Raw genomic sequence first — 12,384 nt, forward strand, 5'->3', positions numbered from 1 at the left:
AGCTGCTACTGCGGAAAGACATGCAATTTTTTTCATAACCACCTCAAACGCGTTTTATTATTAAAGTGCTTCAATTTCTCATACATTGAAAATATAGCAAAAATTAGCGTGAAACTCTGCCTTTAAAAGAGTGTCTAAATCTTTATATCGTGTAACAGGAGATTTCAAGAACACTCCATCATACTAATTTTCCTATACTTTCGATGCATTCTACCCTTTTTTGTGACGCCAATCACCTATGTGATATCCAGAATACTCTTAAAAAAAGCGCACTTATTGGGGGGTTTGAACCCTGTTGGCGCATGTTTTTGACAGATCCATCTCGGCACCCCGCTTTTCGCCAACACCTTGCTGTCAATTCCTTTACACTATGCAACACCTGTACCCATCTTTCCCAGACGCTGGGGAGTTCCATAAGGCCAGAAAGGATGTCTTCGTCTGTAACCACTAAAGCGTCTTCCACGCTGGTACCCGTGTGTTTACTGATCATTGCGATGATCTCGATCCAGAGCGGGGCTTCATTAGCCAAAAGCCTGTTCCCGCTGGTGGGTGCCGAAGGCATCACCACCCTGCGCCTGAGCATCGGTACGCTGATCCTGTTTATCATTTTCCGTCCGTGGCGCATGCGTTTCGCCGCCGGTAGCCGGTTGCCATTGCTGATCTATGGCCTGTCACTAGGGGCGATGAACTACCTGTTTTATCTTTCATTACGCACGGTGCCACTGGGCATCGCGGTGGCGTTGGAGTTTACCGGCCCGCTGGCGGTGGCGATGTTCTCTTCCCGCCGCCCGATCGATTTTATCTGGGTGCTGCTGGCCATCGCCGGTTTGTGGTTCCTGCTACCGCTTGGCCACGATATGGGCAGTATCGATCCCGTCGGGGCCGCCTGTGCGTTGGGTGCCGGTGCCTGCTGGGCGATATACATTATTTTCGGCCAGAAGGCGGGTGGAGATCACGGGCCGGGCACCGTAGCCGTAGGTTCATTGATCGCCGCCATGGTGTTTTGCCCGATCGGTGCCTGGCAAGCCGGCAGCGCACTGTTGAACGTAGATATTCTCCCGGTGGCGTTGGCCGTCGCAGTGCTTTCTACCGCGTTGCCTTACTCATTGGAAATTATCGCGTTGCCCAAGATCCCTGCCCGCACCTTTGGCACCCTGATGAGTCTGGAACCGGCGATGGCCGCCCTTTCCGGCATGATCTTCCTCAACGAGCATCTTAACCAAACACAGTGGCTGGCATTGGCCGCTATCATTACCGCCTCCATGGGGGCCACGTTGACCATCAAACCCAAACCACAGGTTGAAAGCCTCTCGTGATCCCGCGGGCGCCTGGCAGCAAGTCCCCGGCGCCACGATCAAAATGTTGCATGATTGCAAGCCAGTTAACTTTTTTCCTGAACAATAATAGACATACTCATTGCAGGTCTTTTAGGTGTTTATGATTTGGGAGAATCAGGATGATATATGGCAGTTTGTACAACCCCCGCTTCGGACGTGGCCTCTCACCCGCTTTAGCCAATATCCTCAATACCGTACGCCAGTATGATTTGCCTGGCCTGCCGTTGGGCCGGCATGAGATCGATGGCGATCGGGTGTATATGAACGTAATGGAGCTGATGACAGAACCGGCAGAAAATAAACGCGCCGAGCTTCACCAGGAGTATCTGGATATCCAGATCCTGATCGGCGGTGAAGAGCGGATCGATTTTGGCCTGCCAGACAGTTGGGAAAGCAGCGATCCTTACGATGAAAGCAAAGATCTACAATGGCTGGATATCAAACGCAACCCACAAACCCTGTACCTGACGCCGGGCATGTATGTGATCTTCTTCCCGCTGGAGCCACACAAGCCCAGCTGTCAGATAGCTAGGCCGAAAAATATCAAGAAAGTGGTGGTGAAAGTCCACTACGAACTGCTGCTTTGACGCCAAAGAGCCGGTCGCTTGACCGGCTACCACTCACCAGACGCTATTCCACCGCAATCGGAGTTTCGACCAGTTTAACTTCACGATCACCTTGCAGTGTTTTTATCTTGTTTTGGTACTCTTTTACTTGTTCAGCATTTTTCAGCAAAGTGTAAGTCAGCTCGAAATCGGTACTCTTTCCAGGCTGTAATTGTTTGATTCGCCCCTGTTCACGTTCGATTTTTACCGGATACGCATAGCTGGTCCCTGGCTCAATCCCGGTAACATAGCCCTGGCGTTCCGTATCCGTGTTTTTCCACAACGTCAAAACCGGCAACTGGTGGGTATCAAAACCAATTGCAACTCCCCGATCGCCTTTCTTGTTGTTCATCATCGCCAAGGTTTTACCTTGCGAATCACTGTAAGGCACGATGTTGAACACCATCTCATCGAAGCCTTTGGTAGGCCCCTGGTAAGTATGCCAATTTTTCAAACCGCCCTTGGCATAATCATTAAACGGCGAAATCTCCTTGATTGCCGCACTGAACACGGCTCCCTCTTCCAGCAGCGGCTTACCGAAGTTACTGTGATAAATAATCTGATAGTCACGCGGATAATCAGCATGATTGGTTAGACGATCGTGAACCGTAAACTGTTGCGTGCCGGGGATGTAACGCAGTTCAGTCCAGGTTTCCAGATTACTTTTCTTAAAGGTATTTTCTTTCAGCAGACCGCGGATACGGATTTCATACGGCGCTTTTTCTGCAATTTCTACCACCACCTTGGAAGCCGGGGTATTTCCTGCACGCCCATGTAACGTATACAGCGTGCCGTTTTCTACGCCCGGGTGCCCGGTCCATTCGTAGCCGCAGCGCACCATCATTTCGTTAAAACCGTCAAGCCAACCCACACCGTTGCGACTCTCCAGGTTGATATAAGCCGGGTTGACCACCTCGGTCACCGGCGAATCCCACCCCAACCTTACGCCGGAACCATTGACATGCAGAATATCCATACCGCGCGTTGGGCTAAGAGTGATGGTCAACCCCTCACTGGTCAGGGTAAGGACTTTCGATCCCTCTTGCTTGCCACCATGCAAGACTTGCTGTTGCAAGCTGAAGCGCTGAGCGGGAATTTTCAGCTGTGAGCTGTCAATCCGCCAATTGCCAAGTTCAATACCGTTCTCACTGTCGGTCAATACGATAGTTTGAGCACCGGCATACCCAGAAATCAAAGAGATAGCGAGCGAAAGTACAGTAAGCTTGTTCATTTATTGTTCCGTCCTGGTTAGCTGAATGGTTTTAGCAAAGCCATCACAAACTAAGTTCTTAGCCCACTTTAAAATGCGATGAGGGTCACTTTTTCTATAATGAGGATGGAAAGAATAAAAATTGCGTGACGTTCAGCAATAAAAATCATGAGTAATGATTTATATCTGACAAATTAATTAGATTAAGATCATGTTTTAGGCTGAAGCAGATTCAGCCTAAAACAGAAACTCAGGCCTAACGAACATAAAAAGCTGAATCGAGTAAAGCTCTCTAACAGAGGCTAGCCAGAAAAGCCGTTGTTTCTGCCGGAGAGCGCAGTTGGATAAAACGAATATGGCGATTGGCTGGGTCCTGCCGGTCTGCCAGATACTTTATACGATTCTTGCGGTAGGTTTTGATGGTCCACAGGATGATCGACTCACGGCTAAAGAAAGAGCGGCGATAGCTCTCACAATTGCCGGTATCGGGCCATAGCTCAGTCTGGTGCCAAGCCCGCACCGCTGCGCGACGAACCGCCTGCCACAGCGTGCGACAGAATCCGTAGTCAACCCAGACAACCCAGTCAACCTCCTGCCACTTCACGGCTTTGGTCCGGGTATAGTTGCCATCTAATACCCACCCCGCAGGGGCTGATACCAGCGCCTGTTCGACCAGTTGCAAAAACTCGTCATTCGAGGCATTTTGCCAGTTTGGCCGCCAGTAAAGCTTATCCATCTCGATATAGGGTACGGCCAGCTTTTGCGCCAATTGGCGGGCAACGGTGCTTTTACCGCTGCCGCTGGTGCCCACCACGTTAATTTTCATGCTTTGCGTCGATATCCATTTTAACTGACTTATAGACATCTTATATTACAATAGGTCTGCTGCATTTCACTCATGAGGGTTTATAGAATTAACCTTAAATGTCAGTCTATGCTCAGATCCAATAAAACTTTTAACCCCCTCCGCATCGGGTAATGCTGATAAAGCGCCTTTTTGTGTAGTCGCCAGCGCGCCACAGGCGCTGGCTTGCGTCAGGGCTGATTGCAATTGTTCAAAATCCTGCAAACCCTTTCTGAGAGAGATAGTTGCCAACAGCCCAGCGATAAAGGCATCTCCTGCCCCCGTCGTATCTAAACTGTTCACCTTGTACGAGTCTACGTGTATGACCAAGTCTTGCCATAAGACGATAGCCCCTTGGCTACCGCAGGTAACAATTTTAAGGCCAGAAGGAAATCTTTTTAATATTGCCAACGCTTTTTCATCATGGGTGGTACCGGTTATCCAGTATAATTCTTCTTCTGAGAGTTTTAAAATATCTGACTGATTAGCAAATTGAGTTACCGTTGCCAGCATCTCCTGTGGATTTCCCCACATTTTCTCCCGCAGGTTGACATCAAAGCTCAAGATGCCACCGCGTTGCTTAATTAAACTTATCGCCTTGACCAAGGTCTCACGGCTCTGCTTGGCAACCAGAGCCAACGAACAAAAGTGCAATATATCATCATCAAAATCGGGTAGATTTTTAGAGGATAAAAACTGGTCGGCAGAAGGATTTACCAAAAATGTAAAACTGCGATCGCCATCATCCCCCAGCGCTACCAGCACGGTACTGGTATGATATTGCTCATCAAATTGTATATACTGCGTTTCGACTCCCTCTGAATAGAGGGTTTGCTGGAGAAAATGGCCAAATGGGTCATCACCGACTCTGCCAATAAAACCACAATCACATCCCAAGCGAGCTGCACCCACAGCAACATTTAACGGCGCACCACCAGCGCAAGCTTTATATTGCCTATCTGGCTGAGGTAATAAATCGATTACCGCATCGCCAACTGTCCACAGTTTCATAGTGTTTCCTTAACCACCCAATTTTAGAATAAATATTTGAAGCGCACCCTCATGCCATAGCGCATATCGGTGTCACCTGGATTTATCGTCGAAGCATCTAGCCAGGAAGCATAAGCCCCGAGGTAGGTATTAAAGTTTGGCATATCCATAATATTCGGCAATTGCCAGGAGGTATGAATAGTGTGGATATCGTAGTTTCCCGGTGCCAGGATCGCGCAATCGCCGTCGCATTCAGCATTCACACTGTCCATATTGAAACGGTCGATTTTGTTATGTGCGAAGATATAGCCCAGCTCAACGCGATGCCATAGCGCATTGATACCGGCGCTGAAGTTCTTTTCATCCGTCGCATCAAGATATGCGGTGCTCAGGTTCACCACCGCCCCGTTCTGCGCATCAGTTTTCAGCGTGTTCCAGCTCATGGTCATACCGTAGCCGGTACGCCTGGACTGGTCGACCCAAAGGCCCTGCTGATTCTGATAGCCGTAGGCATTATTAACGAGATTGCTCTCCAGCGCTGCAGCCACCGACCACTCGCCGGATTGCCACGCGGCTACAGGGCGCACGTAAACGACGTTTTTACGGCTATCCAGCGCGTTGCCGTGATAGTTCTGGTCAACAAACAGCGAACTGCCGTCCTCCACCAGCGTATTCACTTCAAAATACCAGTTATCAAGTGTTTTACTGAACAGGAAGTTGCCGCCGCTGCTGCTGCGCCCGCGCCCCTCTTTCATCATGTAAATGTAACCGTAGCCGTCGGAATACAGGTCGTTGGCCGTATTACCAGAATATTCAATAAAGGTATCCTGATTAAGCGGAAACATATCAAAGGCCTCAAAACGACCCATTTTAATCTTCCAGTCATCCTGCTGGCCGAAGAAAAATGCCGCATCATCAAGATTCATTTTGCCATTCATATCCGCAAGCGGCTGTACGCTGAAACCGGCATATTTCCCATTCGACCCTTTACGTAATCCATCAAAGCCAAGCAGTATACGCCCGTTAATATCCCAGCGTTCTTTATCGCCCGGCGCCCAGTTTTTATTAGCGCTGGTTTTCAACGAGGTCAGACTGCCGGTACGGCTAGCGCCATCCATATTAAATTCAACGTCACCATAGAATTTTAATTCGCCATAGTCATTAAGCCGTAATGCCGGCTCGGTCGGCGTCGCGCTGGCCACCGTTACCGGTGTATCCTGCCGTTTCAGCGCACGAATCTCCGTCTCCGCACGGACGGCCCGCTGCTCGGTCTCTTTCAGTCGCTGTTCCAGGTGCGCCAAACGCTCCTCGATAGATAGAGGTGCATGGGCGTTCGCGCAAGCGCTTGCTAAAAACGTGAGCAAACATCCGACCCGGACTTTTTTTACATGTAAACCATCATTATTTTTCATCGTTAATCCATTATTATTTAATTTATATTTATGGGTGAAACTCGATGATGACGACAATAATTACCCGCCCGTCACATAAAACGGGTTATTAACACGTTTAAAACCTATGACTTGAAGAGTTCGGGATGCGGTACAAGCGTGCGCAATACTTTGTTTTCCACATCCCTGGCATATAAAAATAGATTATTCGAGCTGCCAGGCCCCCGCCTCGGATAGGGAGGCCGAACCGCTCCAGGCAAATAGCATTAGCTCACGGCGCGCAGCGTCCGGGTAAATACGACTACTGAGGCACGCTTCGCCATCATTAGCAAAAACTTCCACTGAAGAGCTATCAAAGAACAACCGCAGTTTCAGCGATGCTCCTGCTGTCAACGGTACGCTTCGTACCCCGCACAGGCCATACTGCGGATAACGGCGATCCAGAACCAGACGCTGCATCTGCGCATCAACATAGACGCGCAGACCGTCGCCGAAGCTGATGCCATACTGTTCTGCGCTGCTGTTAGCACAATCCCAGTTTAGGATCACCTCCATCGCCTCGCAGTTTTCCACCATCGTGGTCTGCTGATTTTTCAACGTACTCACTGGCCATGGGAACCACGCGCCTCGCAGACCCTCTACCTCTTTGGCCGGGCGCATTTGCAGACGGTTATCTGCGCCGAGGCTCAGTTCTCGCGGAAGAGAGAGCATTCCCGCCCAGCCATCTTGCTGTTCGGGCAACGGCGATTCCCACATATCCAGCCAGCCGATAACGATGCGGCGGCCATCGGGAGTCAGGAAGCTTTGCGGTGCATAAAAATCGTGGCCGTGGTCGAGTTCAATAAACTCGCTTTTGCGAACAAACGGCTGCCCCGGCTGCCATTCACCGAGCAGATAGCCGCTCTGGAACAGATTACGGTTGTTGAAACCTTCAGCCACCATCCCCTGAGGAGAAAACATCAGGATGCGTTTATCATCGAGTGTGAAGAAGTCTGGGCACTCCCACATATAACCCATCTCTTTTTCCGCCTCATCAAGGACTCCGGCATCGTGCCACTGATGCAGGTCGGCGGAACGATACAGACGCACTTGGCCGGTCTCGCCATCGCGAGCACCGACTATCATGTACCAGCTATCCCCTTCACGCCACACCTTCGGATCGCGGAAATGGTGCAGACCCGGCGGTGTATCTACCACGATCCCCTGACGCTCAAAGCAGACCCCGTCGCGGCTAGTCGCAAGACACTGCACCTGATAAAGGTTAGCCTCATCGCTGGCGTCGCCATGGAATTTATGCCCGGTATAAATCAACGCCAGGGTGTCGCCATCAACAACCGCCGAACCAGAGAAGCAGCCGTCTTTATCTTCTGGGCCTTCCGGGGCCAGCGCGACCGGCAAGTGCTCCCAATGAACCAGATCTTTACTGCGCGCGTGGCCCCAGTGCATCGGTCCCCACTGCGTGGAATACGGATGATGCTGGTAAAAAGCGTGATACCAACCGTCAAACCAGACCAGACCGTTAGGATCGTTAATCCAGCCCGCGCGCGCGGCAAGATGGTAGCGCGGATACCAGCGCAAGCTCAGCGTTTCACGTTTAGCCTGCAGTTCCTGTTCAGCCTTGGATATTGAATACGTCATATGCTTTACTCTTTTCAATCATATAGCGGAAGGTTGCGACATCAGAGGATCTGAAGATAACTTACTGGAGCGCAACAGGAAGATGGAGATAAAGGTGGTGCAGAACACCAGTAGTCCCATAATCAGATAGGACTGGGCAAAGCCGTATTTTTCGTAGCTATAGCCTGCCAGCGGCGACAGTACCGAAGCGATAACCGAGCTGGTGCAGGCGAACCCCACCAGATAGAGGGTGGCAGACAGGCGTTTGTCGAAATTCAAGCTGTTGTATTTAAAGATAGCGACCAGCAGGATCGGCAACTCTACCGCGTGCAACAGTTTAGTGATGGAAATCAGCAGCGGCCCTTCCACCAGCCCGGAGGCCACCATACGCAACGCCATCACCATCCCGGCGAAAATCAGGCCATTTTTCGCGCCGATGCGGTTCACTAACCACGGGGCGCAGAACATCCCGGCGGCTTCGAGGAACACCTGGAACGAGTTGAGATAACCGTACATGGCGTTGCCTTCCTGCAACGTTGGGAATTGTGAAGAGAAGTAAACCGGGAACTGCTGATCGTACACGCCGTAAATGCAGGTACCGATGACGAAAAACACCAGCGCCCAGAAGCGCGGCAGCGTCAGCAGACGCAGCACGTCATCCAGCTTCACTTTGCCACCAGACACCGCCTCCTGCATCGCATGCGGTGCAGAAGACACCCGCAGCCGCGCCAGCAGGATAAAGAACACCAGCCCGGCACAGCTGGAGACCGCGAAGTTGAGTTTCGGGTTGATGTTAAACAGGAGCCCTGCGAAGAACGTCGCTACCGCCCAGCCCAGCGATCCCCACATCCGCGCCTTGCCGAATTCGAACTGGCTCTGGCGCGCCACGCGTTCGGTGTACGATTCCAGCACGCCGATACCGCCGTTAAAGGTTATGCCGATATAGATCCCACCGAAGATGCTTCCGAGCAATATATTGATTTGTAAAAGATAACTAAACAACAAATAGGCAGGCCCGGAAAGGATTAACAGCCCGGTAAGGTTCCAGAGCAGGTTTTTACGCAGGCCGAGTTTATCCTGGATAAAACCGTAGAAGATTTGCGCAAATAGCGCGGAGACAGAGAGCACCGCGTAGATAATACCGGTATCTCCCGCTTTCAGCCCCACTTCCTGGTGCAACCAGATAGAGAGTAAAGAGCCAGTAGAGGACCAGGACACGAAAAAGAAGAACAGTAATGCACTGAGTAGTGGGTAGCTATGAGAGTGATGCGCTTTCATAATGGCATTCTCGTGTTGAAGTAATGCTAGCATGGTAACGTTAACAAATAAAAAAGCGCTTATCGTTTTGCTGAGATTCATGATGTTAATCACAAAAGTTAACGTTAACATTGAAAAAGTGAGATCGCGATCAAAAATGACTCGCTACGGTTCTTTCGCTTTCTACGACAGAATAGCCGCTGAACCTTTTACATCAGTAACTTCGTCGTATAGCCTGTTACCTGAGAGTAATGACGAGAGTAATAGATATGGCTTCTCTAAAGGATGTGGCGAAACTGGCCAATGTGTCGCTCATGACGGTCTCCCGCGCGCTCAATAGCCCGGAAAGGCTAAAGCCTGAGACCCTGGCACGCGTGCAGGTCGCCATCAATGAGACCAATTACGTTCCCGATTTGTCAGCGAAAAAAATACGCGGTGCTCATGCTACGCCGAATACTATTGGGGTGCTGGCTCTCGATACTGTTACCACGCCATTCTCGGTGGAAATCACTCTGTCGATCGAAGAGACCGCCCGGGCGTATGGCTGGAACAGTTTCGTGGTAAATATGTTCTCTGACGATAACCCAAATACCATTGTTGACCTTCTGCTGTCACACCGGCCAGACGGCATCATCTACACCACCATGGGGCTACGCCAGGTGCCGCTGCCGACCAAACTGCTCACCCTCCCGTGCGTGCTGGCCAACTGTGAAAGTTTGCACGAGCCTGTAGCCAGCTACATTCCGGACGACGAACAAGGTCAGTACGAGGCGGTGCAGGCTCTGCTCGCTGCAGGTAATCGTCAACCACTCTGCCTACACTTGCCAGAACAACATATTGCTTCCTTGCGCCGCCGTCAGGGACTGGAGCGCGCCTGTCGGCAAGCGGGTATCAACCCCGACACCCTCACGCATTTCTATATGGAGTATGGCGATGAGCACTACCGTGATATCCCAGCCATTGTGCTAGCGCATATCAAGCAGGGTAATCCGATGTTCGACTCGGTCATTTGCGGCAACGATCGTATCGCCTTTATGGTCTATCAGACGCTACTGGCGCAGGGTCTGCGCATCCCGCAAGATGTGGCAGTCGTGGGGTACGACAATATGATCGGCATTGGCGAGCTATTCTTACCGCCGCTCTCGACGGTACAACTGCCGCATTACGAAATAGGGCGTCTTGCTGCCCTGCATATCATCCAAGGCAAGACACAGACCGATACTGTCAAAATACCTGCGCCCTTGCTCAATAGAGCGTCGATCCATAGCTACCTGTAATTTTACAAAAAATAGTTACGGCGCACACCCTAGGGATAATTGGCTATCAATATGAATTAATGGAAAAAACAATCCCTATTTCAACACTCAGAAACACCCTGCAATAATTGCGCATTGAAATATCCCTCCAATCGGTGTCCATTATTATCAGGGGATCTAAACCCCATCATCAACAACCTTGAAAAACCTTTATTATCAATAGGTAACAGAGCGAATAATATGTCATACGCCTTTCTACGTAAAATAGCCAGCGGTTATTGCCTATTTATTTTATCGCCCTTTTCGCCCTGCAAAATAAATTTAAGCTGCTATAATTGTCCCCGTAGCAAAAATAGGACGAATACCCTATGGATTTCAAGTTGCAGCTAGGCGACAAGCTATCTCATCCTCAGGAGCTTACGTTTAGTAAGTGACTGGGGTGACAAATCTGTCGGGAACAGATTTGAACGCTGTACACAGCGGCCCCGAAGGGGCGAAACCCAGGGATGGGCCGCGTAGCTGTGCAGGTAACAACGCTGCAGCTTGAAAGACGACGGGTATACACCCATCAAGAAGAGGATATCTATATGAGTACCGCTAAACTGGTGAAAACGAAATCTTCTGACCTGTTGTACACACGTAATGACGTGGATGAACAAACCAAGCAGGCCGCAATCAAGGCGCTTAACCATCAGGTTGTGCTGTTTATCGATCTGTCGTTGATCACCAAGCAGGCGCATTGGAATATGCGTGGTGCCAATTTTATTGCCGTGCATGAAATGCTCGACGGCTTCCGCACCGCCATCACCGACCATCAAGATACTTTTGCAGAACGAGTGGTACAACTAGGCGGCGTTGCGCTGGGTACAGTACAGGTGGTGAATGACACCACCCCGCTGAAAAGCTATCCAACCAATATTCACAGCGTGCAAGAGCACCTGAAAGCGCTGGCCGATCGTTACGCAGCCGTCGCCAACGACATCCGCCAAGCCATCACGGAAGTCCCGGATGAAGACACAGCAGACATGTTCACCGCCGCATCGCGCGATCTGGACAAGTTCCTGTGGTTTATCGAATCCAACATTGAATAAAGAAAGATAGGTATTATTGATCTTTGTGCGACACAACAGGTTGCGGGCCTTGCCCCAGCCTGTTTTTTTTATCTGAAAACCGAGTTGTATAAAAAACGCCCTGGATTACACTCAATATTATCCAATCAGCATTGAAAACATTCACAGGTTCAATAGCGAGGTAAACATGGCAGGTGGATGGACAGCGGACGGCGCGGTTCAGGACCAAATCGATTCAACCGTAGATGATGCCGTGCAACGTGCTCGTCAGGCCCTCGGCCACGGCGAAAGCGAACACTATTGCCAGGAATGTGGCACAGAGATCCCCGAAGCCCGGCGTCTGGCGCTGCAAGGAGTGCGCTACTGTGTTAACTGCCAGGCTGAAATGGATAAAAAACAGGCTGCCAGCAGCCTGTTCAATCGCCGGGGCAGCAAAGACAGCCAACTGCGTTAACCCGGCCTCCCTTCAAAACACGCCTGTTTGCACCAAATGAAATCGGACTATGGCTATAAAGTTAGATTTAGTTATCATTATTGATCGATAATTGTTAATTATCGGTTGTTTCCCGGCTATTGTTTAGTTGATGATAGCTCAGTTGCACCACCACGGTCTCACTGCACCATTTTGGTGCCCGCAAGTGGTGCATAAAAATTATAATTGGCTATCCAAACCCAACATCACAACACAACCCCTTGTTTTTATAATGATTGCAAACTTGGCACGATTCTTCCATAGCACAAAATGCAACATAAAAAATGGGTAATCCGCAACCTGTACAGGAATTCCTCTCATGAAGTCTATTTTTA

11 protein-coding genes are annotated in these 12,384 nt (G+C 50.2%); 5 read left to right on the plus strand and 6 right to left on the minus strand.

The window, feature by feature from the left end; all coding sequences use genetic code 11:
• Positions 1–428: 428 nt before the first annotated feature.
• Complete coding sequence (gene rhtA / locus ACLQ7H_RS02350) at positions 429–1,316, plus strand: threonine/homoserine exporter RhtA (protein WP_411751279.1); 888 nt, start codon at positions 429–431, stop codon at positions 1,314–1,316.
• A 140-nt stretch (positions 1,317–1,456) separates the two neighbouring features.
• On the plus strand, positions 1,457–1,924 hold the full coding sequence (gene nanQ / locus ACLQ7H_RS02355) for an N-acetylneuraminate anomerase (RefSeq protein ID WP_411751280.1): 468 nt from the start codon (positions 1,457–1,459) through the stop codon (positions 1,922–1,924).
• Between the two features lie 43 nt (positions 1,925–1,967).
• Here the strand turns inward: nanQ and ACLQ7H_RS02360 are convergent, their stop codons facing one another.
• From ACLQ7H_RS02360 to ACLQ7H_RS02385, 6 genes are all read right to left on the minus strand, one after another.
• Entirely contained in the window at positions 1,968–3,173 is a 1,206-nt protein-coding gene (locus ACLQ7H_RS02360; RefSeq protein WP_411751281.1) for an aldose 1-epimerase family protein, read from the minus strand.
• 271 nt (positions 3,174–3,444) lie between these two features.
• The gene (locus ACLQ7H_RS02365; RefSeq protein WP_411751282.1) at positions 3,445–3,978 is read right to left on the minus strand and encodes a (d)CMP kinase; all 534 of its coding nucleotides are present in this window, start codon (positions 3,976–3,978) and stop codon (positions 3,445–3,447) included.
• 66 nt (positions 3,979–4,044) lie between these two features.
• A complete protein-coding gene (locus ACLQ7H_RS02370) occupies positions 4,045–5,007 on the minus strand; it encodes an aminoimidazole riboside kinase (RefSeq protein WP_411751283.1) in 963 nt (320 codons plus the stop codon).
• Positions 5,008–5,030: 23 nt separating this feature from the next.
• On the minus strand, positions 5,031–6,398 hold the full coding sequence (locus ACLQ7H_RS02375) for a carbohydrate porin (RefSeq protein WP_411751284.1): 1,368 nt from the start codon (positions 6,396–6,398) through the stop codon (positions 5,031–5,033).
• Between the two features lie 183 nt (positions 6,399–6,581).
• Positions 6,582–8,015: a glycoside hydrolase family 32 protein gene (locus ACLQ7H_RS02380; RefSeq protein ID WP_411751285.1), complete on the minus strand. Its 1,434-nt coding sequence runs from the start codon at positions 8,013–8,015 to the stop codon at positions 6,582–6,584.
• 18 nt (positions 8,016–8,033) lie between these two features.
• The gene (locus ACLQ7H_RS02385; RefSeq protein WP_411751288.1) at positions 8,034–9,275 is read right to left on the minus strand and encodes an MFS transporter; all 1,242 of its coding nucleotides are present in this window, start codon (positions 9,273–9,275) and stop codon (positions 8,034–8,036) included.
• Between the two features lie 245 nt (positions 9,276–9,520).
• On the opposite strand from ACLQ7H_RS02385, the gene ACLQ7H_RS02390 reads away from it, so the two are divergent.
• The 3 genes from ACLQ7H_RS02390 (at position 9,521) to ACLQ7H_RS02400 (ending at position 12,031) form a co-directional block, all read left to right on the plus strand.
• Positions 9,521–10,528: a LacI family DNA-binding transcriptional regulator gene (locus ACLQ7H_RS02390; protein ID WP_411751286.1), complete on the plus strand. Its 1,008-nt coding sequence runs from the start codon at positions 9,521–9,523 to the stop codon at positions 10,526–10,528.
• 566 nt (positions 10,529–11,094) lie between these two features.
• Positions 11,095–11,598 (plus strand): DNA starvation/stationary phase protection protein Dps, encoded by a 504-nt coding sequence (gene dps, locus ACLQ7H_RS02395; protein WP_411751287.1) that lies wholly within the window; start codon positions 11,095–11,097, stop codon positions 11,596–11,598.
• Positions 11,599–11,764: 166 nt separating this feature from the next.
• The gene (locus tag ACLQ7H_RS02400; RefSeq protein ID WP_021805127.1) at positions 11,765–12,031 is read left to right on the plus strand and encodes a DksA/TraR family C4-type zinc finger protein; all 267 of its coding nucleotides are present in this window, start codon (positions 11,765–11,767) and stop codon (positions 12,029–12,031) included.
• The last annotated feature ends 353 nt before the right edge of the window (positions 12,032–12,384 follow it).

It is taken from the genome of Serratia sp. (in: enterobacteria), assembly GCF_046715635.1.
GTDB lineage: Bacteria > Pseudomonadota > Gammaproteobacteria > Enterobacterales > Enterobacteriaceae > Chania.

Coding starts and splice junctions, on each gene's coding strand:
- ACLQ7H_RS02390 (WP_411751286.1), top strand. CDS start 9,521: ATGGCTTCTCTAAAGGATGTGGCGAAACTGGCCAATGTGTCGCTCATG.
- dps (WP_411751287.1), top strand. CDS start 11,095: ATGAGTACCGCTAAACTGGTGAAAACGAAATCTTCTGACCTGTTGTAC.
- ACLQ7H_RS02400 (WP_021805127.1), top strand. CDS start 11,765: ATGGCAGGTGGATGGACAGCGGACGGCGCGGTTCAGGACCAAATCGAT.
- ACLQ7H_RS02375 (WP_411751284.1), bottom strand. CDS start 6,398: ATGAAAAATAATGATGGTTTACATGTAAAAAAAGTCCGGGTCGGATGT.
- ACLQ7H_RS02360 (WP_411751281.1), bottom strand. CDS start 3,173: ATGAACAAGCTTACTGTACTTTCGCTCGCTATCTCTTTGATTTCTGGG.
- ACLQ7H_RS02380 (WP_411751285.1), bottom strand. CDS start 8,015: ATGACGTATTCAATATCCAAGGCTGAACAGGAACTGCAGGCTAAACGT.
- ACLQ7H_RS02365 (WP_411751282.1), bottom strand. CDS start 3,978: ATGAAAATTAACGTGGTGGGCACCAGCGGCAGCGGTAAAAGCACCGTT.
- rhtA (WP_411751279.1), top strand. CDS start 429: ATGTCTTCGTCTGTAACCACTAAAGCGTCTTCCACGCTGGTACCCGTG.
- nanQ (WP_411751280.1), top strand. CDS start 1,457: ATGATATATGGCAGTTTGTACAACCCCCGCTTCGGACGTGGCCTCTCA.
- ACLQ7H_RS02370 (WP_411751283.1), bottom strand. CDS start 5,007: ATGAAACTGTGGACAGTTGGCGATGCGGTAATCGATTTATTACCTCAG.